Source organism: Bartonella sp. PS17NMGDW (assembly GCF_042193555.1).
In the GTDB taxonomy this organism is placed as follows: Bacteria; Pseudomonadota; Alphaproteobacteria; order Rhizobiales; family Rhizobiaceae; genus Bartonella; species Bartonella grahamii.
In genome coordinates this window covers 223950-250394 of the sequence record NZ_JBHILY010000001.1, presented here as the reverse complement: position 1 = coordinate 250394, position 26445 = coordinate 223950, and the positions used below count along the sequence as shown (strand labels likewise).

Annotated in this window: 20 protein-coding genes; 14 read left to right on the top strand and 6 right to left on the bottom strand. The window is 37.3% G+C overall.

The genetic code is table 11. From position 1 onward, the window contains the following. Positions 1–5 precede the first annotated feature (5 nt). Both ACFIJK_RS00965 and rpoZ read right to left on the bottom strand, forming a co-directional pair. Positions 6–2231, bottom strand: coding sequence for a RelA/SpoT family protein (locus tag ACFIJK_RS00965; RefSeq protein WP_375625844.1), 2226 nt, complete (start codon positions 2229–2231; stop codon positions 6–8). 128 nt (positions 2232–2359) lie between these two features. Then, a complete protein-coding gene (rpoZ, locus tag ACFIJK_RS00960) occupies positions 2360–2758 on the bottom strand; it encodes a DNA-directed RNA polymerase subunit omega (RefSeq protein ID WP_273791104.1) in 399 nt (132 codons plus the stop codon). A gap of 545 nt (positions 2759–3303) precedes the next feature. Here rpoZ and ACFIJK_RS00955 point away from each other — a divergent pair. Next, positions 3304–3972: a uracil-DNA glycosylase gene (locus ACFIJK_RS00955; RefSeq protein WP_375625043.1), complete on the top strand. Its 669-nt coding sequence runs from the start codon at positions 3304–3306 to the stop codon at positions 3970–3972. A gap of 49 nt (positions 3973–4021) precedes the next feature. On the opposite strand, the gene smpB is transcribed toward ACFIJK_RS00955, so the two are convergent. Both smpB and dapA read right to left on the bottom strand, forming a co-directional pair. Further along, entirely contained in the window at positions 4022–4498 is a 477-nt protein-coding gene (gene smpB, locus ACFIJK_RS00950; protein WP_012231306.1) for an SsrA-binding protein SmpB, read from the bottom strand. Positions 4499–4516: 18 nt separating this feature from the next. Next, positions 4517–5401 carry a 4-hydroxy-tetrahydrodipicolinate synthase gene (gene dapA, locus ACFIJK_RS00945; protein ID WP_375625842.1) on the bottom strand — a complete coding sequence of 295 codons (885 nt, stop codon included), beginning with the start codon at positions 5399–5401 and terminating at the stop codon, positions 4517–4519. A 252-nt stretch (positions 5402–5653) separates the two neighbouring features. Between dapA and ACFIJK_RS00940 the strand changes: the two genes are divergently transcribed. Beyond that, positions 5654–7744 carry a lytic transglycosylase domain-containing protein gene (locus tag ACFIJK_RS00940; protein WP_375625840.1) on the top strand — a complete coding sequence of 697 codons (2091 nt, stop codon included), beginning with the start codon at positions 5654–5656 and terminating at the stop codon, positions 7742–7744. Positions 7745–7986: 242 nt separating this feature from the next. On the opposite strand, the gene ACFIJK_RS00935 is transcribed toward ACFIJK_RS00940, so the two are convergent. Next, positions 7987–8757, bottom strand: coding sequence for a cell envelope integrity protein TolA (locus ACFIJK_RS00935; protein ID WP_375625838.1), 771 nt, complete (start codon positions 8755–8757; stop codon positions 7987–7989). 244 nt (positions 8758–9001) lie between these two features. Here ACFIJK_RS00935 and ACFIJK_RS00930 point away from each other — a divergent pair, with 244 nt between their 5' ends. From ACFIJK_RS00930 to ACFIJK_RS00910, 5 genes are all read left to right on the top strand, one after another. After that, positions 9002–11182, top strand: a complete 2181-nt coding sequence (locus ACFIJK_RS00930) for a TonB-dependent hemoglobin/transferrin/lactoferrin family receptor (protein WP_375625836.1) — start codon at positions 9002–9004, stop codon at positions 11180–11182. Positions 11183–11452: 270 nt separating this feature from the next. Further along, complete coding sequence (locus ACFIJK_RS00925; protein WP_375625047.1) at positions 11453–12496, top strand: hemin-degrading factor; 1044 nt, start codon at positions 11453–11455, stop codon at positions 12494–12496. Between the two features lie 18 nt (positions 12497–12514). Next, positions 12515–13417, top strand: a complete 903-nt coding sequence (locus ACFIJK_RS00920; protein WP_375625048.1) for a hemin ABC transporter substrate-binding protein — start codon at positions 12515–12517, stop codon at positions 13415–13417. A gap of 5 nt (positions 13418–13422) precedes the next feature. Further along, on the top strand, positions 13423–14520 hold the full coding sequence (locus ACFIJK_RS00915) for a FecCD family ABC transporter permease (RefSeq protein ID WP_375625834.1): 1098 nt from the start codon (positions 13423–13425) through the stop codon (positions 14518–14520). Beyond that, positions 14517–15350, top strand: a complete 834-nt coding sequence (locus ACFIJK_RS00910; RefSeq protein ID WP_375625832.1) for a heme ABC transporter ATP-binding protein — start codon at positions 14517–14519, stop codon at positions 15348–15350. Before ACFIJK_RS00915 ends, ACFIJK_RS00910 begins: the two co-directional genes overlap by 4 nt. Positions 15351–16496: 1146 nt before the next feature. On the opposite strand, the gene ACFIJK_RS00905 is transcribed toward ACFIJK_RS00910, so the two are convergent. Continuing rightward, positions 16497–17471: a tail fiber protein gene (locus ACFIJK_RS00905; RefSeq protein ID WP_375625830.1), complete on the bottom strand. Its 975-nt coding sequence runs from the start codon at positions 17469–17471 to the stop codon at positions 16497–16499. 2556 nt (positions 17472–20027) lie between these two features. On the opposite strand from ACFIJK_RS00905, the gene thiC reads away from it, so the two are divergent. The 7 genes from thiC to ACFIJK_RS00870 all read left to right on the top strand — a co-directional run bounded on the left by thiC (position 20028) and on the right by ACFIJK_RS00870 (position 26429). Then, positions 20028–21863, top strand: a complete 1836-nt coding sequence (gene thiC, locus ACFIJK_RS00900; protein WP_375625828.1) for a phosphomethylpyrimidine synthase ThiC — start codon at positions 20028–20030, stop codon at positions 21861–21863. Further along, on the top strand, positions 21860–22810 hold the full coding sequence (locus ACFIJK_RS00895; RefSeq protein WP_375625826.1) for an FAD-dependent oxidoreductase: 951 nt from the start codon (positions 21860–21862) through the stop codon (positions 22808–22810). Before thiC ends, ACFIJK_RS00895 begins: the two co-directional genes overlap by 4 nt. 3 nt (positions 22811–22813) lie before the next feature. Continuing rightward, entirely contained in the window at positions 22814–23011 is a 198-nt protein-coding gene (gene thiS, locus ACFIJK_RS00890; RefSeq protein ID WP_273791115.1) for a sulfur carrier protein ThiS, read from the top strand. Between the two features lie 4 nt (positions 23012–23015). Continuing rightward, positions 23016–23789: a thiazole synthase gene (locus tag ACFIJK_RS00885; protein ID WP_375625824.1), complete on the top strand. Its 774-nt coding sequence runs from the start codon at positions 23016–23018 to the stop codon at positions 23787–23789. Beyond that, positions 23786–24391: a thiamine phosphate synthase gene (locus ACFIJK_RS00880; protein WP_375625055.1), complete on the top strand. Its 606-nt coding sequence runs from the start codon at positions 23786–23788 to the stop codon at positions 24389–24391. Before ACFIJK_RS00885 ends, ACFIJK_RS00880 begins: the two co-directional genes overlap by 4 nt. After that, entirely contained in the window at positions 24382–25140 is a 759-nt protein-coding gene (locus tag ACFIJK_RS00875) for a hydroxymethylpyrimidine/phosphomethylpyrimidine kinase (RefSeq protein WP_375625187.1), read from the top strand. Before ACFIJK_RS00880 ends, ACFIJK_RS00875 begins: the two co-directional genes overlap by 10 nt. Before the next feature lie 446 nt (positions 25141–25586). Beyond that, a complete protein-coding gene (locus ACFIJK_RS00870; protein ID WP_273788417.1) occupies positions 25587–26429 on the top strand; it encodes a uracil-DNA glycosylase family protein in 843 nt (280 codons plus the stop codon). Positions 26430–26445: the final 16 nt, after the last annotated feature.

The following is a 26445-nucleotide window of genomic DNA, read 5'->3' as shown; positions in this document are numbered from 1 at the left end:
TTCTTTTATCCATGAACCCGCCGTACTGTACTTACTGAACCTGCCTCTTTTAACTGAGAAAAAATACGATTCAAATGTTTTAAATCCCACACTTCCAAATCAATCATAATTTCTGTAAAATCTGGTGCTGTACGGATAAAAGATAAATTTTGGATATTGGCATCGTTAGCAGAAATTATTTGTGTAATTTCAGCCAAAGAACCAGGACTATTTACAACCAAAATGTTTATCCGTGCAGGAAAACGTTCATTCATTTGGGCATCAATATCCCAGCGGACATCAATCCATCGTTCTGGCTGATCATCATATGCCATCAAAGCTGAAGACTGTATTGGATAAATAATGATCCCAGCCCCAGGCTGCATAATACCAACAATCCGATCTCCAGGCACTGCTCCTTCCGGTGAAAAACGTACCGGTATATCTCCACGGGTTCCTCTAATAGGCAATGCTTTAGATTGATGATTCTCGACCATTGCATTCTTTTCATTTTCTGGAACTTTAAAAATCATACCTTGAGCATTCTCAATATTAAACCAACCTTCTTCCCCAGGCTTAAAAGATGACTTTTGTACTACACGGTGATCTTGATAATCAGGATAAACCGCTTTAATCACATCAGCGGAAAACAGCTCCCCACGCCCAACAGCAGCCAATACATCCTCTACATCTTTACGTGCTAAACGTGGCAAAACTTTCTTCAAAACGTCTTTTGAAAATTGTTTTCCCATATATTCAAATGAACGCTCGAGAATACGATATCCTAAACCCGAATATTGTTTACGTACCGCAGCACGACTTGCTCGTCGAATAGCTGAACGTGCTTTACCTGTGACAACAAGAAATTCCCATGCAGCCGGCGGAATTTGAGCATGTGAACGAATAATATCAACCTCATCACCATTTTTTAATTTGGTCATTAAAGGCATAATACGACCATTGATTTTCACACCCACACAAGAATCACCAATATCGGTATGGACGGCATAAGCAAAATCAATAGGAGTAGCTCCTTTAGGAAAAGCAATTAATCGACCTTTCGGCGTAAAACAAAAAACTTGATCTTGAAAAAGCTCAAGCTTTGTGTGTTCTAAAAATTCTTCCGGATTATCTCCATCTGACAAAGATTGAATCGTTTGACGCAACCATGCATACGCATTTGTTTCATTTGATAACCTCGAAGCCGAATAATTAGAACCTTGCTCTTTATAAATGGAATGTGCCGCAACGCCATATTCAGCAATTTCATCCATAGCAGCAGTTCTAATCTGCAATTCAACACGTTGTCGCGATGGTCCCACAATCGTTGTATGAATGGAACGATAATCATTTTGCTTTGGTATAGAGATATAATCTTTAAAACGACCAGGAACCATTGGCCATGTCGTATGAATGACACCAAGAGCACGATAACAATCATTCACGGACTCAACAATCACACGAAAACCAAAAATATCCGATAACTGTTCAAAAGATAATGCTTTACTTTCCATTTTGCGAAAGACTGAATAAGATTTTTTCTGACGGCTTTTAACATCTGCTTTAATGCCGTGCTCGAAAAAAAGCTTTGTCAATTCATTTTCAATTGTGGAAAGCAAATCACGGTTGTGTTTCAATAATTCAGAAAGTCGATTAGTAATCGTACGATAACCTTCTGGATTTAAATAAAAGAAAGAGAGATCCTCTAATTCCTCGCGCATATCCTGCATACCCATACGACCTGCAAGTGGCGCATAAATATCCATCGTCTCCTCAGCAATTCGCCGACGTTTATCATCACGCATAACACCAAGGGTACGCATATTATGAAGGCGGTCAGCGAGTTTGACTAAAAGAACGCGAACATCATCAGAAATAGCAATAAGAAGTTTACGAAGATTTTCTGCCTGTACAGCTTTCTTTGATACAAGATCAAGCTTATTAAGCTTTGTAAGTCCTTCAACCAACTTCCCAATTTCAGAACCAAAAAGCTGATCAATTTCTGCTCGTGTAGCGCTTGTATCTTCAATTGTATCATGCAAAAGAGCAACAGCAATCGTTGCCTCGTCCAACCGCATATCCGTCAAAATAGCAGCAACTTCTAAAGGATGAGAAAAATAAAGATCACCTGACGCACGCTTTTGATGTGCATGCTTTCTCATTGCATAATCATAGGCCCTGTTTAAAAGAGCCTCATCTACGTCAGACTTGTAACGTTGAACACGTCCAACAAGCTCACACTGACGCATCATACGAGCATATCCTTTATCTTTTCACACCCCTAATCTTTATTGAACACGTCCTATCAATAAAAGACAAGAAAAATAATTGCTCCTCACATGACAAGGTATCTTTACTCCTGTAACATAAATTGCTGCAATTAATAATCGTCACTTTTTTCTGGAACAACCAAACCTTCAATACCCGCTAAAAGCTCTTCTTCTGACATATGATCAAATGAAGTACCTTCTTCTTGCGACGACGTATTAAAAACACTTTCAGCTTCACCTGAATGGGTAATAAATTCACTTGCCATTTCTGGCTCATCTACTTCCACATGCTTTTGCAGCGAATGAATAAGGTCTTCCTTTAAATCAGCAGGCGACAATGTTTCTTCTGCTATTTCACGCAAAGCAACAACTGGATTTTTATCATTATCACGATCAACCGTAATCTGCGCTCCTTGTGAAATCTGACGCGCCCGATGACCTGCTAAAAGTACCAATTCAAAGCGGTTGTCAACTTTATCAATACAATCTTCTACCGTTACGCGGGCCATTTATGCCTCTTTCTCAAATAAAAAAATTTAATAGCGGATAGGGAAGTATATACAATAATCAAAACAAAACACAAGAAAAACAACACAAACTTTTATATTTTTTGATTAAAGAAATTATTTAAGAAAATTTATAAAAATGTATAACCTATTCATGCCCGTTATCAAAGCTGCTCTTAAAAGCATTCCAATAGATTGGCTTCAAACAGAGGGAGCTCTTTCTTGACAAAATACTTGTCTGGAGTCTTTATCCTTTTAAAAAGAATACCAGCTGTTGAAAATCCTTTGCAATAAAGGCAGCCTTATGCATAATTTTTATGATAATATTTTATCTTAAAGAGAGAGATTTTTTCTTTGAACATCATGTGTATTACGCTCTTATTCATCGAATAAATTACTGAAAGATTACCTCTCTTTACACAATAATTAGTAATAAGTTTATATTAAATTTTATTTATATTCATTATAGATTGTTTCTCAAAACATAACCCGTCATATACGCTATAAAAGACTCAAAAAAATAGAAAAAACGATTGATGCCTAACACCATGAATAACCAATTAACATCACTTTTCCCAGAACCACCCAAAAATTGCAATTTATGTCCTAGGCTCCATCAGTTTATCGCTGACTGGCGTGTAAAAGAACCAAGTTGGTATAACGCACCGGTGCGCCCCTTCTTTCCTTATAAAGGAGCAGACACAACGCGCCTTCTTATTGTTGGACTTGCTCCTGGATTACGTGGAGCAAATCGAACTGGACGTCCGTTCACTGGTGATTATGCTGGGCACTTACTTTATTCAACTTTAAAAAAATTTGGTTTTGCCCAAGGAACCTTCGAAGAAAGAGCAGATGATACTCTTGAACTGATTGATGCAGCAATCGTTAACTCTGTTCGTTGTGTTCCACCAGAAAATAAACCCACCGGTGCAGAAATTAACACGTGCCGCTATTTCTTCTCACCTCTTTTAACAAATCTTCCCAAACTTAAAGCCGTTATTACCTTAGGAACCATTGCACACCATTCAACGATACGTGCCCTTAATGCAAAAGTTTTAGCTCACCCTTTTGGACACGGCGAAATCAATAACATCGGCAGATTACGCATCTTTTCAAGCTATCACTGTTCTCGTTATAATACAAATACTGGACGCTTGACAGACGCCATGTTTCACCAAATTTTTCAAGCAGCAAAAACATACTTAGATCAATGCTAAAACTGTTTTAAACCAGCGCTATAAATAAAGGATACCTAGATCGCATTCGTCATCCATATCTTTTTAAAAGTCTTGCTTTTTCACGTCCCCAATCGCGTTTTTTTTCTGTTTCTCGCTTATCATGAAGTTTTTTCCCCCGCGCTAGAGCAATCTCCAACTTAACGCGCCCACGTTCATTAAAATAAAGTTTAAGAGGAACAAGCGTCATTCCTTCACGAGACGTTGCATTAAAAAAACGTGCCATCTCACGTTTTGAAAGCAATAACTTGCGCAAACGTCGCGGTTCATGATTAAAACGATTAGCCTGCGTATATTCAGGAATATAGCTGTTTACTAACCATAATTCCCCATTCTCAAAACTCGCATAGCTTTCAGCAATATTGGCATGATTAGAACGTAAGGACTTTACTTCCGCTCCCTGAAGGACAAGACCGGCCTCGAGATTATTAAGGATTTCAAAATTAAAACGTGCTTTACGATTGTCAGCAATTATTTTCCGTACGGGCGCGTTCTTTTTTTTATTCATGGCTTTGTCAATATCATTTTATGCTTTTAAAATACCAGCATGACTGAGGGCTGCATCAATAATCTTCTTTGTTCTTTCTGTTAACGGAACAATCGGAGAACGCACAGTATCACCACAAAATCCTAATTTTGCAGCAGCATATTTAATACCCGCTGGACTAGGCTCAATAAACACAGCACGATTAAGAGGCATCAAGCGATCATTTAATTCTCGTGCTGTTTTATAATCACCACGAAAACAAGCATCTTGAAGCTCTGCACACAGCTTTGGAGCAACATTGGAGGAAACTGAAATACACCCCATACCTCCATGTGCATTAAAACCTAACGCTGTACAATCATCACCGGAAAGCTGTACAAAATCCTTCCCACACTTTTCACGTTGTTCACTAACGCGTTCAATTCTGCTCGTTGCATCTTTTACACCAATGATATTTTTAAAATCTTGATAAAGGTCTTTCATCGTTTCCACAGCCATATCGATAACAGAACGACCAGGAATATTATAAATTATAATCGGAATAGAAACAGCTTTGGCAATGGAAGAAAAATGTTTGTATAAACCAGATTGATTTGGTCTATTATAATAGGGAGTGACAACCAAAACTGCATCTGCACCAGCTTTTTGCGCGTATTGTGCAAGCTCTACAGCCTCACTTGTGCTATTTGATCCCGCTCCAGCAACAACAGGAACACGCTTTGCGACCTGCTCAACACACAATTCTATAATCCGCTTATGTTCTTCATGACTTAACGTTGCTGATTCACCGGTTGTCCCAACTGGGCTTACACCGTTAATCCCTTGTGTGATCTGCCATTCGATAAAATCACAAAACGCCTTCTCATCAATTGCGCCCTTATTATCAAACGGTGTAATAAGCGCAGTTATAGCTCCCTTGAGCATGATAAACTCCCTATAATGTTCGCTTTTATTTTTTTTAATAATCGCCTTTTATAAATTTTAAATAGAGCATAATCTTGCTCTATCATTGAAGCAAGATGAATTTCAAAAAAAGCCCTCTTAAGATAAAAATATTCCTCCTTAAATGTTGCACATTTTTTTAAAATAAGCCGTCTATATTAACGCGTTTTTCATGCTTGTGTTCTATAAATCCTTAAGTTTTTACAAAAAGCAAGGTCTCAAGGTCTTTTCTCTATGCGTGTATTTTCCACCTCTCTTTTCGTATCAACCTTTACTGCACTTATACTGGCAATAAGAATTTTATTTTCAAGTGCATCCGCGCAAACACCCCTTTTGCACGGGAAAGCGCCAATCCCTTTGGTGCGCCCTACTCCCTTTACCGAAAAAGAAGCTCTAGAGCCTCTTCAACAGATACACACGACATTACACAATACTGCTACACTTCAGAAACTGAAAGCTGGGCTAGATGCACTAGCAAACAACAATATTGCAAAAACAATAAATCTTCGTAATTCAATGGAAAAACATAGCCTTGATCGTCATATTTTGACATGGGCGCTGGGGATATCAAACCAAGCTGATATACCAAGTTCTGAAATATTTAATGCAATCAACATGCTAAAAGGATGGCCCGGTATAGAAACGATGCAACGCAATGCTGAACGTGCTTTTCTTAACGAAACCAACCTCACACGCGCAATCATCCAAAAATTTTCTCATCACCCGCCCCAAACAGCGCAAGGAATGGCTCTCTTCGCTAAAGCACTTATTGCAACGGGACAAACCACTCGTGCTCGACACGTTATTGCGCCATGGTGGCATAAAACACAGCTTAATGCAAAAGAAGAAATATTTGTTCTTAAAAATGCAAGCGCTGCATTAAAACCTATTGATCATCTGAAACGCATGCAGTTTATGCTGTATGCATATCGTTTTGATTCAGCAGCACGCGTTGCAAAATTAGCCCATGCTCAATCTCTTTTTGATGCTTTTGTGGCCGTTGAAAAAAATGATCCTAGAGCTACACAAAAATTAAAAGCTGTAGAAAGATCATGGCAAAAAGATCCTCTTTTTCAGTTTGCTCGAATACGCCATCTTCGACGAACAGAGCAATATAATGCAGCTGCAGCACTCATGATGAAAACATCAAAAGATGCATTCCACCTTATGAACCCTCATTCATTATGGAAAGAACAACGCGCCCTTTCTCGTGAAATGCTCGATTTAAACAAACCAAAAATTGCTTATCAACTCGTTGCAATGCACACTGGTATAACATCTGCATTAGCTATCGATGCTGAGTTTCATGCAGGATGGTACGCACTACGGTTTCTTCATAACCCTAAATTGGCAATGCAGCATTTTTCACGTATTCCTCAACTCTCTTCTTTACCTTTTTCTGCATCACGTGGATATTACTGGATGGGACGAACAGCAGAAACGCTAGAAGAACATAAAAATGCCCAGCAATACTTTCATCGCGCAGCTCATTTTGGTGCAACTTACTATGGTCAATTAGCCGCTGCACGACTCAACCAAAAAAAGCTTAAAGTTTCCTTTCCCAAACCAACAACCGCTGAGCGACAACATTTTAGTGCACGAAAAGCGATCAAAGCAATTCAACGTCTTGAAGCAGCCGGCTATGCTGATTTTGCTAAAATTTTTTATAGAGAGCTCGGAAAAAAAATAGAAAGTCCCGGCGAATTAGCCCTTCTGGCTGTTATGGCAGAAAAAAACGGAGACTATTATACCAGTCTCAAAATTGGAAAAATGGCTGTTTTTCAGGGAAAAAATGTCGGTGCACTCTCTCATCCTCTGGGAGCTATACCAGCTTCTACTAATATTTCTGTAGAAGAAAAATCGCTTATCTATGCCATTGCACGCCAAGAAAGCGAATTTAATCCAACAGCCATATCAAAAGCAGGTGCACAAGGTATACTCCAATTGCTTCCTACAACAGCAAAAGCATTGGCAAAAAAACACTCAATTGCATGGTCTCCTAAAAAATTTAGCAGTGATGCTCATTATAATGCAACATTAGGTGCCCATTTTCTTAATGAACAATTGGAACGTTTTAATGGATCCTATATACTAACTCTTATTGGCTATAATGCGGGTCCCCGTCGTGTCAATGAATGGATAAAACGTTATGGCGATCCTCGAGGACAATCTCTCGATAACGTCATTGATTGGATTGAGCGTATTCCTTATACAGAAACACGTAATTACGTGATGCGTGTCATGGAAAATTATGGTGTCTACAAAGCAAGACTCACTGGGAAAATAGATATAAAAACCGACCTGCTTTCTGGTCGACGGAAATAATATGCCTTAACTTCCCAAATAGTACTTTGAAAGCGTTCATAAGACGTGTTTTTATTCCTTTTTAAATAGCACCCACATACCAACCTGCTTATGATGTATACGCAAGTAATTTTAATTGATTCAGTATCAATAAATTCAAAATGAGAAAACCCTATGCTATTAGGATCTTTTATTTCAAATACAAAATGATGAATTATCATTATAAATCAATATATTATAAGAAAAGCGCCCCATATAAAAAATCAGCTAAATATCAAGGATACTCTGATTATTTTATTCACTTTTGATGGGGGGGGGGGTGGAAAAGAACCAACGCGTTGAAGTGCCGCCATCGCTAATCGATCAAGTTCCGGATTACCAGCAGAGACTGCTACACGACTAGAAAAAATACTCCCCTGCTTATGCACCATAAATTCTAACTTCACCGTTCCTTTTGCACGACTGGTACGCTGTCCCACAATATAATTTTTTTGCCTTTCTAATTGTGACTGTACCTTTGCTAACCACTCCATTAACAACATATCTTCAAGCCCTGCTGTACTGACGCCCTTGTTGGTGGAAGAAGAACGTACCGCCTTTGCATTGGAGCGCTTTACTACAGCTTTTGGCATCGGTATTGTTTTTTTGATAAACGCTTTATGCTCCACTTTTTGAGGAAGGGGCTCTTCCAAAGACTTTAAGTCATCTTGTTCTACCATATGCTGAGGCTCTTCCGATTGAACTTCATCCACGGATTCTAATTCCTCTGACTCCTTCTCTAAAAGATCAGACTGTAATACTTTTGACTCTGTATTAATATCCGACTCTGTATGAATATCTGACAAATCTGTATCAACATCCGGATAGATAGTTTCTTGCACAAAAGTCAGCATAATCTCCGACGAGAGCAAGCTATTACTTACACCCGTACTTTGAAAATAAAACTGCGCTCCCAATAATACATGCAAAAATAAAGCTCCAACAAATGCACCAATCCAAAGAGTTAATAATTGCGTCGTATTTTCAAAATTCATCGTTTCTTCTGCCGCTATTTTAAGCTTAATATTGGTGTAAATCTCATTAAAACAGGCTATTTTGAAATTGCAACTTTTTTCTTGACTGATTTTGTCATGTTTAATATGGTTTTCTAGTGGTTTTGTCTTGTTGGCAAAATCACTTCTGCTTGGCTGGCAAGTTTTAATCAGCGGGTCCAGCCTTTTTGTATGTAAATAAAATTTCAAAACAGAGAGGGGATGTTTAAAAAGGTTGTGATGTGTTATGCAAATAAGACGAAAAAATATCTATAAAAGCTGTGTGATTTTAAGTGCATTATCGGTCTGTATACCTTCATTTGTTTTTGCACGAAATAAAGATGGAGGAGCTGTCACTGAACTCAAACCAATTGTTATTGAAGAGAAAAAAATAGGGACGGCCTTGGATTCGGTCACTATTCTGACAGATCGGAAAACCGCGAAGGATATTCGTGAGAAACAAATAACTGATGCCTATGATATTAGTCGTCTTTATCCAACCGTGGGGTATAGCCCAAGTAATAACAGTTTTGTCATTCGTGGTTTAGAAGCAAACCGTGTTCTCACAACAGTGGATGGTATTGTTCTTCCGTGGTTCAATGATATATTGCGTAATAACAGTGGTAACACAATGTTTGACTTTAGTGCGCTTTCCACACTTGATGTTATTCAGGGACCGGATTCTAGTCTTTATGGATCTGGTGCACTGGGAGGAGTTGTTGCGTTGCGTACCCTTGATCCTGAAGATCTTATCACAGAAGGAAAAAATTGGGGTGGTCTTATAAGAAGTGGTTATCATTCTGTTGATAATAGTTGGCACGTAGATCAAGCTGTTGCAATGCGTGCTCAACAAACGTTTTTCCTTTTCCAAGGTTCTTATGCGGAAGGTCATGAGCGCAAAAATATGGGAACCCTAGAAGGTTATGGAGAGCGCACACGTAAAAACCCTGCTCATTTTGACCAAAATAATTTGCTCTTTAAAATTCACCAATACCTTGATGACAATCACCGACTTGGTTTTACAGCAGAACGTTTTGGTCACAATGTTGATACACATTCATTGAATGCTTCTGAAAGATATTATGCCCGTGGTTCCGTTTATGACAAGGACGACAAACTCCGTGAACGCCTTTCTCTTTCTTATGACTATAACGGCAATGAAGATGCACTTTTTGATGCGTTTCGTGGACAGATTTATTGGCAAAGACAGTCAAGTCATGATATTATGACTTCATTTCGTGTTCGGGCACCCAAAGGGGATTTTTTGAGAGATAATTTTTTGCGTAATACCAATTATGGTTTCAATGCTGATGCTCTCAAGAAGGTTCATATTGGCACTGTAGACCATACGTTAAAGCTTGCCGCTAATGTCTTGTCATCTAAGTTTCATCATTATTTGTTCGGGAAAGATAATTGTCACTTGCCGGAAAATGCACGGGGATGCCTCTTTGTGCCCGCTAATCGGTCAGATTCACCAGATACAAATGGCTATAATTTGGGTTTTGTTTTCGAAGATGAAATTGGCCTTGCCGATAACCATTTCCGTATCACACCTGGAATTCGTTATGATTGGTATAAGTATGTCCCTCAGAAAACGTCTTCTTATGAGAAAGCTCTACTTTCTGACAAATTTCCTCCAGAAAGAAATGGTTCACGTTTTTCTCCCAAATTACGTGTGGAGTGGGATGTTCGTGATCAAGTAACGCTTTATGCCCAATGGGCACAGGCTTTTCGTGCACCACGTATTGCAGAACTTTACGTCTCTTATATAAAACCCTCTGCTTATTACTCGAAGGGCAACCCTGATCTTAAAGCAGAAACGAGCAATGGGTATGATGTTGGTATAAGGTATGGAAATAGAAATTTGGGTGGTTCAGTCAGTGCCTTTTTCAATCAATACAAGGACTTCATAGACACTATGGATAAAGGTCCATCAGAGGAATTCCCATTAGCACGTCGCCATTATATAAATCGTGCAAATGTGCGTATTTATGGTGCTGAAGCAAAAATACATTTGGCTCTTAATGGTGGATTCCATAGCAATTTTGCTCTTGCCTATTCGCAAGGAAAAGATATTGATAAAGATGAATATCTTAACTCAATTCCAGCTTTAAAAGCGATTGTTGGGATCGGATATGCAAAAGAAATCTGGGGAGCAGACGTTGTTCTTACCTCATCTGCCAAACGTGATAAAGTTGCTAAGGAATCGGACTATCAAAAAATTCCAGGTTATAATATTATTGATGTGTCAGGTTGGTTGAAGCCATTTGGTGAAAAGGGTCCTGTTATAAGGGCTGGTGTTTATAATCTGTTCAATCAAAAATATTGGAATGTATCAGATCTTCCTTCCGATGACGGCTCAACACCGAAGGATTATTATAGTCAGCCTGGTCGCAACTTTAAAGTTTCGTTCGTGCAAAAATTTTAGTCACTTTTGTTAATCATTAGATCAATTAAAAAGGTTATATCGATAAAAAATAAATTATTGCGTTTCTGTTCTCATTGTTCTTTGAACAACGAATTTTGAGGTTTGCGCTTTAACTCTTTGTATTTATTGGTTTTTATTGTTCTATTGTTGATAAAATAAGGGCTTTTTTGGTGGTGAGTTGAACCATTAGTTGATAGTGGTTCAACTCACTGTTTTTGAGTTTTAAAATTAAACAATTAACCTTTAAACAGGTAACATAAGGATAAGCCCATGTCATACACAGCCGAAATGATTATTCACTTGCGTGAAGAAAAAAAAGAAATGCGTAACCGCGATTTCGCGGACTCTATTGGTATATCCGAAGCAGAACTCATTGCGGCTTATTGTACAATTGGAAAAGCAAAAAAACTACGCGCTGATGTCGCTACTCTCTTGGAAAATGCTCCTAAACTTGGAATAGTCATGGCATTAACACGGAATGAAAATGCTGTCCATGAAATAACAGGATGTTTTGAGAAGATTGTTCAAAGTCAGCATATTCCGATAACACTCGGTGAAATTGACTTGCGTATTTTTTCAAAACAGTGGAAGTTTGGTTTCGAGCATGACGTGACTATTCTCGGAACACCTATGAAAAGTCTGCAATTTTTTGATCAATATGGCATTGCTATTTTCAAACTCTATTCTCAAGACGCAACAAATATGGAAGAATGGGCTGCACTTGTTGAAAAGTTGCTTCATGACGATCAATCATCCGCACTTGATATTTCTCCCGCTCCTACTCCAGTACAATGTGATACGGCAAAGCTAGATGTTGAAAAGTTCCGAGATCGTTGGCGACAGATGACTGATGTGCATCAACTTCATGGAATTATTTCTGAACTGAAAATTAATCGACATAATGCCGTAAAACATGCCGGAAATGAATTTGCCGATGAGTTAAAAATAGAAGCTGTTGAGATGATGCTCAAACAAGTTGCACAAGAAGAGTTACCAATTATGTGTTTTGTTGGAAATAAAGGATGTATCCAAATTTTCACTGGGCAAGTAAAGAATATTAAGCAAATGGGACCTTGGCTTAATGTTCTCGATCAGAAGTTTCACCTCCATTTACTCGTTTCTGGAATCAAGAAGGTATGGCGTGTTCGCAAACCTACAATTGATGGATATGTCAACTCACTTGAAGTTTTCGATAAAGATGATGAGATGATTATTCAATTCTTTGGCGTACGCAAGGAGGGCCAAAAAGAACGTGAAGATTGGCGCTCTTTATTGAATGGTTTACCATCGAGCCAAGAAAACAGCAGTAACTAAGATAAGGTAAGGTCAGACATGTTCATATCTCTTTTGCATAGGTTATCAAACCTTTTCCTTATATGTTTACTGCTCTCTCTTACCTGTTTTTCTAAACAAGTGATTGCTGAACCCACAACCCGTTTTCCTGAAAATGCTCGAATTGTTTCTATCGGCGGAGCACTTACAGAAATTGTCTATGCATTGGGTGCCCAAGATCAGCTTGTCGCCCGTGATAGTACAAGCGTCTACCCGCAAGAAGCGCTCAAGCTTCCTGTGCTTGGATATATGCGTGCTCTTTCACCGGAGGGTGTTTTATCACTTGCCCCAGAGGGCATATTGCTTGTTGAAGGAAGCGGTCCCGCTTCAACAATTGATATTCTCAAAAAAACATCAATCCCTCTGGTGATCATACCAGAAGACTACTCCCGTGAAAATGTGATAGAAAAGATTCGCCTCGTTGGTCAAGCCATTCATCGGGAAGTTCAAGCCGCTGCGTTAATTGAAAAATTGAAGCGTAATTTTTTAGAAAACGATACGCTTTTGGCGAAAGTAACAACACCAAAGCGTGTTCTTTTTGTTTTCTCTGTGCAAAATGGACGCGTCATGGCATCTGGAACAGGTACTGCAGCTGATAGTATGATAAAACTTTCAGGTGCTATCAATGCTATCACCGATTATAAAGGATATAAACTTCTCAACGGCGAAGCGTTATTGAAATCAGATCCTGATGTTATCTTACTTGTAAAACATGGTGCAAGATCAACTAGCATTGATAAGATTTTAGCCATACCGGCAGTTCAAGCAACAACAGCAGCAAAAAATCATGCCATAAAACAGATGGATGCTATGTATTTTTTAGGATTTGGTCCACGCACTGCAGACGCATCAAGAGAGCTTATTGAGATACTTTATGGTGCAAATCAAAACGGTAAGAGCTGATAAAAATGGTAGACGGTACATCCATGATGCATTTACCTGAAACAAAAGAAGGTAAAAAAATAAACCGTTCAAAGCAGGGGAAGGTTTTATTATTAAGCTTAATAATATTCCTTACCTTCAGTATTTTTGGTGGGCTCTTGAATGGTGCCGCAAAGGTTTCTTTCCTTGATCTCCTCCATGTGATGCTTACACAAGATTTTTCAGTAAGTAGTAAAACGCGTGATTACCTCGTGCTTATCGACATAAGGCTTCCCCGTGTTATCTTTGGATTGTTAATTGGAGCAGCTTTAGCTGTCTCCGGTGTTCTTATGCAAGGGCTTTTCCGTAATCCTCTTGCAGATCCTGGAATTATAGGTGTATCAGCAGGTGCTGGACTTGGAGCAGTCTTAGCAATTGTTGTCGGTATTGCTTTTCCTGTTTCATTTGCACCTTTTCTAGAGCCTTACAAAGTTATCATAGGTGCTTTTTTTGGTGGACTTTTATCAACGATTATTCTCTACATAATAGCAACGCATAATAGCTTTACCTCTATTGCAACCATGCTGCTTGCTGGTATTGCTCTTGGTGCATTAAGCAGTGCAGTTGTTGGAACATTGATTTTTATCGCAAATGACCAACAACTCCGTGATATCACTTTTTGGAGTCTTGGCTCTCTTGCAGGCGCTACATGGTTGAAAGTATGGCTCGTTCTCCCTTTCATCGTTATTGGTCTTCTTTTCTCTCCCTTTTTATCACGAGCACTTAATGCCCTTGCTCTTGGAGAAGCTGTTGCTGGCCATATTGGTTTCCATATTCAACGCGTTAAAAATATTGCTATTCCCCTTGTTGCCCTTATGTGTGGTAGTGCTGTTGCTGTCAGTGGTGGTATTGGTTTTATTGGTATTATTGTTCCTCATATTTTACGTCAACTCATTGGTCCTGATCATCGCTATCTCATTCCTTGCTCTGCTCTCTTGGGAGCAGCATTACTTATTTTTGCTGATACGTTTGCACGCTTAATTGTTGCCCCCGCAGAATTGCCGATTGGGATTGTAACAGCGCTTTTTGGTGCTCCTTTCTTTCTATGGATCCTTATATGCAAACGAGGAACAGACTTTTCATGATTAAAGCGACAAATATTTGTGTTCAGCGCGGAAAGAAGCAGATTCTTAAACACATTAATCTTCAAGCTAAAAGTGGTGCTTTTACCATTATTATTGGTCCTAATGGATCAGGGAAAAGTACTTTTATCAAAGCTCTGAGTGGTGAAATTCCTTACAGTGGAAAAATAACCTTAAATGGTTATAATGTATGCCAAACAAAAACTCATGAAATGGCAAAAATGCGCGCTGTGCTACCACAATCAACAACGCTCGTATTTCCATTCTTAGTCCATGAAGTTGTAGGGCTTGGCCTTTCTGTAAACCAATTTACCATTACCAAAGCCGAAATGCAAAATCTTATCCAAAAAGCTTTAGAGTGCGTTGACCTTTCTGATTATGGCAACCTGTATTATCACCAATTATCAGGTGGAGAACAAGCTAGAGTACAACTTGCCCGTGTCCTTTGCCAAATCTGGAAACCTGTTCATAATGGGATTCCTCGCTGGATGATATTAGATGAACCTATTGCTAGCCTCGATATTCAACATCAAATCATCGTTATGGATATTGCTAAACAATTTGCCCATTCTGGTGGCGGCGTTCTTGCTGTTCTTCATGACCTCAATCTCGCAGCACATTATGCAGATAACATGATCTTGCTCAAGGAAGGAGAGATTTATTGCAAAGGAAATGCAACTAACGTTTTGACAACACAAAATCTTCGCGATGTTTATCATTGTTCTTTAAACGTTTCTGAATTACCTAAAGAAGATATCCCATTTATACTCCCTCAAACAGCCTCCTCCTATGAAATTAGATCTCTAAGCTATCGGTTTCAATCTAAAAACTAAAGTCCATAGAAAAATAAAACATGCAAATATTTAAGAATCTTTTTTATTTTTATATGAACTTCTTTTTGTCATCTGTCATTTTAAAAAAGAAAACCAAACACCCTAAAAATATTTTGAGAAAAAACCACTAGTTTAAAATCTTTCAAGATTTTACATAACTAAAAACATGCGAAATTTTGTTTTGCTATCAAGCTGTTAGATAATACGAATTTATACAACATAAATATGCGTTTTTCCACTCTTTCTATCACTTTTATCTTTATAAAAATGTTTCAAGAAATGCGTACAAATGCCTTTGTTATAATAATGGGGTGTATTATTTATATCTTCTAAGGACTATGTAGAAATCAAGTACCTTTCTCCCATCTATAAAAATTTATTTGTAGCTTTAATGGTAATATTTTCTTTATAACACATATACTTTAGCTTTTTGTATAAATAAATATTGATTTATAATGATATTTTTTACTTTTCTCTCTCTATTTAAAAAATCGTTTATTGGCATATCACAAAGAATTAAACTATTGAATAAAAACTTTAAAATAAAATCAATAACGCTTCTTGTAAGCCCCCTAATACAAAAACAATGCGGAATATAGGAATGAGGAGAGAGATAGCATTTGTCTGCTGCTTCACAAGCATAACGATGATTCCACTCAAGGAATACTATCATTTACAGATAAAGCCTACACCATAGCAATGCAAAGAAATGAAATGGACAACAAGATGAGAGATATCTTTATGAGATAAATTAACTCATACAGGGGTATGCTATTTTTACACAAAAAACGTTAAAAATATTGTACTTTTTATGCCTCAGGTTGAATAATTTTATCACCTTATCCCCTATCAAAACACCTTATGAACAAATATATCTCCAGATCTCTTCATGGCACAGTTTAAATGATTTAATACATTTTCCCTATGTTATCATACAATTATAAAAAAGTTATGATTTTCTTTTTCTTATAATAAATTATATCCTTAACTCTTTCTTTCAATCATTTTTAAATTGTTTTTTTGATTCTCTCAAGTATCCTATTAACAGTATAGACTTCCTCTTCATATGCATATGAAAATAACGCGGAATTGCTCCGCGTTAACAAAAATTATCAGGGTGTATAGATTATTATTACTCAAACATACTCATGATTTTATAGCATAGACAACGGTTGCATTAACAGGACGCGTTTCTGCCTCACCCGTATGGGAAAGAGTTACCTTGTGTGTATGTGCGCCAGCAGAACCTGTTCTCCCCTTCAGGGTCGCATTATAGGTATAATGGTTCGGTAGTCTCCCAATATCACCAACTGGCCATCCAACTCCTTTATACTCAAAATTATGCGCATGCTCGCCTGCATTTTCAATACTCCCAATATGCGTATGCGACTTTATGCTATCTTGTTGTTCATCTGCAAATTTTCTACCACCATCTAACCCCCGACCATTATCAAAGCCGCGTAAAAACATGCCTCTAAAATCAGGAACTTTAAAAGTTTTATTGCTGTCTTTTCCCCATTTATCACCTATTGCGTTGAATAACTGCGGATAATCTTCACGCTTATAGGCCTTACCATCACACAAAAGCCAACCATTTGGCACATTTTGCATAGCAAATGTTGCAATAAATCCAGAGGGAAAACTTTCTATCTTTGGTGGTGTAGGATTTAATAAATACCACCCCTCATGCTCTTTTATTAAAACACCATTATTGTATACCATTTCATAAATGCCATCTGTTTGAAATTCTCCACCTTCTAATGGTATAACCCCCGCATCAGTTGCTTTATAGATAAGCTTTTCTCCTATATTATTAACAGTTATTTTTGTCGAGCCAATATTTACACCACAAGCTTTAAAACGTATGATGATATCATTGTTGTATTTTTTTATAGGCGAAACTGTCTTTAAGGTAATTAATGTTGTTTTATCTTCCACATTTACTGTAAAGCTTGAATTAATAGATCCACCATTATCTGCAAGATATTCACGCACGCGCTGCATCATCGCCCGTGCACTATCATTAACAGAACTAGGCGGCTGACCTTCTGCCCAATTAATGATACTATCTGAATAAGCATTTTCATCAGCCTTTAGAGACCAATTGTAAATATTAGACATTATAAATCCCCCATTATTTTCATAGTTTTTCTAACAAATTCTCGTTCTGTGCACTAAAATGTGCTGCCACTGTTGATTGGTACATCATAATCACTGCACCATCCGTATTTACGCATTTTACCTCTCTTCACTCCTTATAATTTAATAACCTAAATTCACCAGATGCTTTTCATAACATTAGTATTAATGTTTTCTCTTCTAATGTGTGATGTAACCACCTCATCTGATGTTACTTAATATCTTGTTTTGTTGCTTTGCTGTTGTTATATAAATATTTCTCAAATCTTGCATCTTGTTGCAAAATTTATAAATACTGTTCAAAATTTTCCTTATTATGGATTTCATATAACCATTATCGAATGTAATAACTTATCATCCACATAGAAAGTTTCTGACTTAAGCATTATCTTTTTTATTTTTTTCAATAGTTTAAATCTATCTCGTTGATATTTTAAAACAAGGAAACTCTATCTTTTGGCTATCACTTGTATTAAAATTTTAAAGTTAGCTTTAAATTCTTTGCATGCTTCATTATGTTTTTATTCACATGCAAATGCTTTGTTCTATTTTATTCAATTTATTCCTGAAATTGTGTTACAAGGTCAGCACCAATGTTTTTTTGAACAGGCTTTTGTTCAATCTAAATGCACCATAGAGAATATACTCAATATGGCCATTTCCTCACACTTTCATTGAACTGGAAATGAAATACCACACACCTTCACCACATCTGAAGGTTGTATCCGATCCGGAAAACATTAAAAAACATAACCTAGCACCCTCCCCCAATTTTTATGAACAATACCCTTGTTTTTTTAATGCCCCGTAACCAAATTCTCCCCTCCCGCATTTAGCATATTTCTATATATGTTATTATATGTATATTTTTTTTGCAAGAATAATAAATCATTCTCAACAACATCTTGCAATTATTGGTGCTCTTCTCTATTCTTTCCAGCGTTTACCTCATTATTTAGTATAATTGAACTACTTAAAAATGATTTTTTTAACAAGATCTAAAAGATAAGCTATTTTTTATATCTTTCATAGTGTTCATAACGAGTTTTATGATATTAGTGGAACAATGCAAAGCAATTATAGAATGCTATGATAGTTTAGATAAAGAATTCACTAACGAATTTATCTATGAGTCTCTTGTTAACACATTTGTCTATCTCTGGGGTATACCAATCATCTTTTCCTGTATAGCTGCAGATTTTATATGGCTACCAATTGTAACATTGCTAATAATAGCAATATTAGTGGGAATTTGGTTACTCTTCCTCATAATTCCTTACTTATTCCAAAATTGGTTTTTGGCTTTGATAATCATTATTATAATAATTCTTTGTTTGCGTTTGTTTTATTTATTCCCTATTTTAGTGTTTAAAAATTTTTTTGAGGCGAATTTACTCAATTTTTTTCTTGTTGTATTATAATAAATAAGAGCACTTCATTATAATTAGAAAGCTTTTTGTATATCTTTTTGTATATAATGAGTGATTTCTTATCTGTAATATTACTGCACGATATCACATGACTCTTGAGTACCTTTACCTTGAAAACAAAGAGCTTTATGTCTCAGAAAATGAATTTAAGTAGTACTTTATACTGAGATACATCCTTTTGCTTTCTCTCTTCCAACTCTTTAAAAGTGTTGATGAAATTTCAAGATGAAAAGCCTTTGTTCATTTTCATCATCATTTTTTAATAATAAAGATTAAGTATTGTTTCACATTTTTGTTTATCGCATTCTTAATGGGAATATCTCCTCATGAAAAATAGAATGCCCCACACAAAATATAATGATATTGCATATCACGCACTTTTTAAAGAAATATTGCTCAAAATATACTCTGTTCATTTTACGATAGCACACGTCAATGATACAATAGAAAGCCATTACAGATCATCATCTTTAAGCTTTTGAAGATACAAGCTGGAACCCATTATACAATTTTGTTGGTCGCCACATTGCGATCGTCCTCGCATCTGAGAATGTTCATGTATGACTTTTCGCTTCCTTTCTTCAAGTATTTTGCCCCATATGCTCCCACTGATGACGTGCAAGAAGTGATTTTATATGAAAAGATGTATGATGAAAGAATCTTATGGTATTCTGAGTTATTATTTTAATATGAAAAAAATCTCGATCAGAGCTATAAACTATCTAATTTTTCCTTGATAATCCGTTTTTAACTTTATTCTTGTTTATAAAAGCTTCAGTATCATAGTTTATCACTTCATAATATCTATTTTCACTCTTAAAAAACACACCAAAATCATTTAAATATATTTTTATGATTGACAATATAGATATTTAAGCCAACCATATTCGTATTAAAAAAATACTTTAAATGGGAGGAGGCATGCAAATATTAGAATAGATATTGTATCAATTTTTCAAAATAAATTTTCTTGAGCTTTATTCGGTTTGCTTTGCTATAAAGCAAATACTATTTCTATTCATCCGAATGCTCGTAATTGATAATTTGAATATATCTCCATTAACATCGCAACCTATTTTTGAACTCTGTATCTATAAGGAAAAAGTTTGTGCAGAAAAATACTCCATCAATCAGTTGTAACCCCTTTCCCGCTTCACGCAAAATTTATCAACAAAGTCCTATCTTTTCTGATGTGCGCGTACCATTGCGTGAAATTTCACTGACTGATGGCAGTGGTGAGAAACCTTTAAAAGTTTACGATACTTCTGGCCCCTACACAGATAAAGATATGATCATTGATATTACAAAAGGCTTGCCAGCAATTAGCTTGCCTTGGCTCTCTAAGCGGGATGATACTGAAACTTATCCTGCACGATTAGTTAAACCTGAAGATAATGGATTGGCTTCTGATAAAAACCTTACACCAACCTTTAAACAAAAACGTCCCATTTTACGAGCAAAAAATGGCAAAGCAATTACACAAATGGCTTACGCGCGCGCAGGCATTATTACCGAAGAAATGGAATATGTGGCTATACGAGAAAATGAAGGATTAGCAGTAAAAGAACAGCAAAATGTACCATCAAATGAAACATTTGCTGGATCAATACCAGAAATTTATACTGCCGAATTTGTTCGCAATGAAATTGCTTGTGGACGCGCCATTATTCCACAAAACATTAATCATCCAGAGTGCGAACCCATGATTATTGGGCGTAATTTTCGTGTTAAAATTAATGCTAATATTGGCAATTCAGCAGTGACTTCATCTATGGAAGAAGAAGTTGATAAAATGGTTTGGGCCATTCGCTGGGGAGCAGATACAGTTATGGATCTCTCAACAGGTCGAAATATTCATAATATTCGTGAGTGGATTATTCGAAATGCCCCTGTTCCTATTGGAACTGTTCCACTTTATCAAGCACTCGAAAAAGTACAGGGTATTGCCGAAAACCTAACATGGGATATTTTCCGTGATACTCTTATTGAGCAAGCAGAGCAAGGTGTTGATTATTTTACCATTCATGCGGGATTAAGATTACCTTTTATCCCTTTGACCGTTGATCGGGTAACAGGTATTGTTTCACGAGGTGGTTCTATTATGGCAAAATGGTGCTTGCAGCATCACAAAGAAAGTTTTCTTTATGAACATTTTGATGAAATTTGTGATATTGCACGCACGTATGACATCTCTCTTTCCTTGGGGGATGGATTGCGCCCTGGCTCTATTGCCGATGCCAATGATGAAGCCCAATTTGCAGAGCTTAAAACTTTGGGAGAATTGACAAAAATTGCTTGGAAAAAAGATGTACAGGTTATGATTGAAGGTCCTGGGCATGTCCCAATGCACAAAATTAAAGAAAATATGGAGCAACAATTAGATCTCTGTCATGAGGCGCCTTTTTATACTTTGGGACCTCTTACAACCGACATTGCTCCTGGTTATGATCATATTACATCAGCAATTGGTGCCGCTATGATTGGATGGTTTGGAACAGCTATGTTGTGTTATGTAACACCTAAAGAACACCTAGGACTCCCCGATAGAAATGACGTAAAAACTGGTGTGATCACTTATAAAATTGCTGCTCATGCCGCTGACCTTGCCAAAGGTTTGCCTAGAGCACAATTGCGCGATAATGCTCTTTCGCGTGCACGATTTGATTTTAGATGGCATGATCAATTCAACCTTTCTCTTGATCCGGAAACAGCCTGTGCCTTTCATGATGAAACAATGCCTAAAGAAGCCCATAAATTGGTACATTTTTGTTCCATGTGTGGACCAAAATTCTGTTCTATGCGTATTTCTCATGATATTCGTGAGGCAGCAGCAATAAGAAAAACAAAAGGGGAAGGTATGATCGCCATGGCCGAAAAATATCAAAAAAATGGTGATCTTTATATGGAAATCATTTCTCCTCAAAAAAAGAAAGTAAACAGTTGAAGAACATTCTTATCAAAGGTGCAGGTGTAGGCGGCTTAACGGTTGCCTTTATATTACAGCAAAAAGGTGTTTCTGTTACTATATCGGCTCCCCCTCATTCTCCTATAGGAAGTGCTAGTTGGTATGCAGGAGGAATGCTCGCACCTTACTGTGAGAGAGAAAATGCGGAACAGATTGTTGAAGATCTTGGTATACAAGCTATACAGTGGTGGCGTAAAACGCTTCCCAACCTTGTCATACAAAAAGGCACTTTAGTGGTTGCACCTACACGAGATAGAGGAGAGCTTGAACGGTTTTCTGGACGCACGCATAATCACAAAACCATAGATAATATAGAGATAGCTCATCTTGAACCAGATCTTGCGGAACGTTTTAACTGTGCACTCTTTTATGAAAATGAAGCCCATATTGATCCTCGCAAAGCACTTATGGCTTTAAAAGAAAAGCTTCTCAACAATGGAGCGTGTTTTGTTGATGTAGAGACGGCTGAAACAAATTTTGATATTGTTATTGATGCGACAGGAATAGCACGTTTAGGAAAAGATAAAAATATACGGGGCGTACGCGGCGAAATGCTTCTCGTGCGCTGCACCGATATTAAAATTTCGCGTCCAATTCGTCTTCTTCATCCACGGTTTCCTCTCTACATTGTACCTCGACAAGATAATATTTTTATGATTGGTGCAACGATGATTGAAAGTGACTTTGATGGTGCAATCTCAGTGAGATCAATGATGGAACTGCTCAACGCGGCTTATACTTTACATCCTGCTTTTGCTGAAGCAGAAATTATTGAATCTGGCGTTGGTGTTCGTCCATGTTATCCTAATAACTTCCCTTCTGTGCATAAAGATGGTAACTTTATTTCTATTAATGGATTTTATAGACATGGTTTTCTGTTGTCTCCAGAAATGGCAAAACGAGCAATGGAATTGGCATTGGAATAAAGCATGCAAATATTTGTTAATGGTGAAACAGTCCAAACAGAAGTTATGACTCTCGGTCTCTTGCTTGAAGAATTGGGGTATGAAGGAAATTGGCTTGCAACTGCTGTTAACGCTGAAGTTGTTCCCATAGATGCACGAAGCCAATTTGTCTTGCATGAAGGAGATAAAATTGAAATTTTAAGCCCAATGCAAGGAGGCTAAAATTATGCTGAATCTTTATGGACGACAATTCTCTTCCCGTCTTCTATTAGGTACAGCGCAATATCCTTCACCAGCAATCCTTCGTGATGCTATTCATAAATCGAATACGGAAATTGTAACTGTTTCCTTGCGCCGTGAAACTGCAGGTGGAAAACAAGGTGGACAATTTTGGCAATTTCTTCAAGGACTTGGGGTAAAAGTGCTTCCTAATACTGCTGGTTGTTATACTGTTAAAGAGGCCGTAACCACAGCCCAATTAGCAAGAGATCTTTTTAAAACAGCTTGGATTAAACTCGAAATTATCGGTAATTCAGATACCTTACAGCCAAATATTTTTTCCTTAATCGAAGCAGCTCAAATTTTAAACAATGAAGGTTTCAAAATTTTTGCTTACACAACGGATGATCTCATTGTTGCTGAAAAACTTTTTGACATTGGTTGCCGTGTTATTATGCCTTGGTGTGCTCCTATTGGTTCTGCCAAAGGACCTCATAATACTGATGGATTGCGTTCTATCCGTGCTTACCTTCCTGACGCTACTCTTGTTGTTGATGCCGGCATTGGACGCCCATCACATGCCGCCATTGCGATGGAACTCGGTTACGATGCAGTACTGCTTAATACCGCAGTTGCTAAAGCAGGTGATCCTGTCTTAATGGCTGAAGCATTTTCTAAAGCTGTTCAAGCAGGACGTATGGGATATAAAGCTGGCATGATCGAAGCACGCAATGTGGCAGTCCCTTCAACGCCAGTCATTGGAAAAGCAGTATTTTCATGAAACTGGATCCATTTTACCTCATCGTTGATAACGCTGATTGGGTTGAACGTTTGCTCCCTCTTGGCATCAAGCTCGTACAATTGCGTATGAAACATGAAAATCAACAAATAATCCGTCAACATATCAAGCGCGCAAAAAACATATGCAATAAATTGGGAGCACAATTAATTATTAATGATCATTGGGAAATAGCAATTGATGAAAAGTGCAATTTTATTCATCTGGGACAAGAAGATCTAAGCAATGCTGATCTTCACGCAATTCGTAAAAGTGGTATAAAAGTTGGTCTTAGTACACACGATGAACATGAATTGGATATCGCACTCTCTGTTAATCCTGAATATATTGCACTTGGTCCTATTTATCCGACAATCTTAAAAAAAATGAAATGGATGCCGCAAGGACTAGAAAAAATCAAACAATGGAGAAAGCGGATTGGTGCTTTACCTTTGGTGGGCATTGGTGGTTTAACACCAGAACGCGCAGTTGGTGTTTTAAAAGCGGGAGCAAATAGTGCTGCTGTTGTGACTGATATTATCCTCCATAAAAAACCTGAAGAGCGTGTCCAACAGTGGATAAAAGTGACACAAATATGGCGTTGATACCTTCCATTCTTATTGTTGCAGGCACAGATCCAACAGGAGGTGCCGGTATTGTTCGTGATATAGAAACCGCTGCACATTTTCAAATAAAAGCAAATTTAGCAATCACTTGTGTTAACGTACAAGATGATAATCGCGTTGCCGAAATCATTCCAATGCGTGAAGACCTCGTCGCTGCGCAAATGCGTGCTGCCCTAGAAGCAAATCCAATAAGCGCAATAAAAATCGGTATGATGGGGACAAAAGCAATTATAGAAGCAATCTGTAACGTACTCAAAGACTATCCCCATATCCCAGTTATTTTGGACCCCGTACTTGTCGCTTCATCAGGAGGAAAACTAACAACGGAAACAATCATCGACACGATGATCGATAAACTGCTTTCTCATGTTACTCTTTTAACACCGAATAGAGAAGAACTTGCTCTTCTTAGCCAAAGTCCATTGGCATCTTATGATGAGCAAGCAATACAACAAGCAAAAAAACTTTTGTCATTGGGAGCTCAATCTATTTTAGTAAAAGGGGGACATGCAGAGGGTCCTCTTGCAATTGATAGCTTCTTTGACAAAACTGAAGTCATAAATATTTCTACGCCACGTTTAAAAGGAACAATGCGAGGAACAGGTTGCATTCTCTCAAGCGCTATTGCTGCGCATTTGGCGTTAAATGAATCTATGACTGAAGCGGTAAAAAAAGCAAAAGCATATACCCACACATTACTTTTAAACCATTGTAAAAACAGTTTGTAAAGTCTTAGTATTTTTTCATATAAAAGTAATATTTATATATCTCATTAATATATTTAATATTTTTAATAAAAATTATTAAAAATAATATAATAATAAAAAAATTATAATTAATTTTATAAATAAAATACTATAAAAGTAACTTTCATTAATTATTAAATATAGAATATAATGATCAAAAATGTTATCATACCACTTGCATTCAGTAGAGAATTCTTTTATTATAAAGAACTTAGTCTGTTTAAAAATTTAAAATAGCGTAATTTAAACAAATTGTACATTTAAAGATGTATATAATCGCGAACACTCGCATTTTACGATTTGCCTTTTTTGTGAAAAGAGAGAATCCTATCAGCGTTCTTGTACATTAATGGCTAGCGAATACATTTATAAAACTTGAAGGATAATTTTGTTTGATCTATAGTTGCTAGATCATTAGAAAAAATAAAATGTTAAATCAAACGCCGTGCTCAATTTCCTATGAAGAACTCTTAAACTTTTATAAAGAAAGTGGTGCGGATGCTGTTCTGACAGATTTCCCTATTAATCGTTTTAAGCAGTCTGCTTGTTCAGAGAGCAAATTAATATCTGTCGTGAACATTTCTCATAATCAACAAACATCTCCCAAAACATCTCCCACCGTAAAATCAGATCATCGTCCGCTGCATAACTCTAGGGGGGCTATACAAAATGAACCCACAGCTATAGAGAGTGCAAACAATGCAAAAACACTTGATGAATTAAAATCTGCGCTCCTCGCATTTAATGGCTGTTCACTAAAATTGACAGCAAAAAATACCTGCTTTTCAGATGGAACAGCAGGAAGCCCCCTGATGCTTATAGGCGAAGCACCAGGACGAGAAGAGGATATACAAGGAATTCCTTTTGTGGGAAAAGCAGGAATGTTGCTTAATAAAATCCTCGCATCAATTGGCTTAACAAGGAATAATGTTTACATTGCCAACACTATTCCTTGGCGTCCACCAGGAAATCGTACACCAACACCAAGAGAAGTCGCCTTGTGCCGCCCTTTTATTGAACGGCACATTTATCTAGCGCGTCCTCGTGTACTTATAGCACTGGGAGGCATTGCTGCACAGCTTCTTACGGGATCTCAAAATGGGATTATCCGAACACGAGGGAAATGGCATATTTATGAAAGTGAGGATAATATAAAAATACCTGTTATGCCAACTTTCCACCCTGCCTACCTTCTCCGAACCCCTAGTCAAAAAAAACTTACATGGATAGACTTCTTAGAAGTAAAAAATCGCCTCGATAGCCTTTTGTAATTCTTTAATCTTCTTT

Coding starts and splice junctions, on each gene's coding strand:
- ACFIJK_RS00885 (WP_375625824.1), top strand. CDS start 23,016: ATGCTGAATCTTTATGGACGACAATTCTCTTCCCGTCTTCTATTAGGT.
- ACFIJK_RS00880 (WP_375625055.1), top strand. CDS start 23,786: ATGAAACTGGATCCATTTTACCTCATCGTTGATAACGCTGATTGGGTT.
- ACFIJK_RS00965 (WP_375625844.1), bottom strand. CDS start 2,231: ATGATGCGTCAGTGTGAGCTTGTTGGACGTGTTCAACGTTACAAGTCT.
- dapA (WP_375625842.1), bottom strand. CDS start 5,401: ATGCTCAAGGGAGCTATAACTGCGCTTATTACACCGTTTGATAATAAG.
- ACFIJK_RS00940 (WP_375625840.1), top strand. CDS start 5,654: ATGCGTGTATTTTCCACCTCTCTTTTCGTATCAACCTTTACTGCACTT.
- ACFIJK_RS00930 (WP_375625836.1), top strand. CDS start 9,002: ATGCAAATAAGACGAAAAAATATCTATAAAAGCTGTGTGATTTTAAGT.
- ACFIJK_RS00955 (WP_375625043.1), top strand. CDS start 3,304: ATGAATAACCAATTAACATCACTTTTCCCAGAACCACCCAAAAATTGC.
- ACFIJK_RS00875 (WP_375625187.1), top strand. CDS start 24,382: ATGGCGTTGATACCTTCCATTCTTATTGTTGCAGGCACAGATCCAACA.
- ACFIJK_RS00925 (WP_375625047.1), top strand. CDS start 11,453: ATGTCATACACAGCCGAAATGATTATTCACTTGCGTGAAGAAAAAAAA.
- ACFIJK_RS00935 (WP_375625838.1), bottom strand. CDS start 8,757: ATGAATTTTGAAAATACGACGCAATTATTAACTCTTTGGATTGGTGCA.
- ACFIJK_RS00920 (WP_375625048.1), top strand. CDS start 12,515: ATGTTCATATCTCTTTTGCATAGGTTATCAAACCTTTTCCTTATATGT.
- ACFIJK_RS00915 (WP_375625834.1), top strand. CDS start 13,423: ATGGTAGACGGTACATCCATGATGCATTTACCTGAAACAAAAGAAGGT.
- thiS (WP_273791115.1), top strand. CDS start 22,814: ATGCAAATATTTGTTAATGGTGAAACAGTCCAAACAGAAGTTATGACT.
- ACFIJK_RS00870 (WP_273788417.1), top strand. CDS start 25,587: ATGTTAAATCAAACGCCGTGCTCAATTTCCTATGAAGAACTCTTAAAC.
- rpoZ (WP_273791104.1), bottom strand. CDS start 2,758: ATGGCCCGCGTAACGGTAGAAGATTGTATTGATAAAGTTGACAACCGC.
- smpB (WP_012231306.1), bottom strand. CDS start 4,498: ATGAATAAAAAAAAGAACGCGCCCGTACGGAAAATAATTGCTGACAAT.
- ACFIJK_RS00910 (WP_375625832.1), top strand. CDS start 14,517: ATGATTAAAGCGACAAATATTTGTGTTCAGCGCGGAAAGAAGCAGATT.
- ACFIJK_RS00905 (WP_375625830.1), bottom strand. CDS start 17,471: ATGTCTAATATTTACAATTGGTCTCTAAAGGCTGATGAAAATGCTTAT.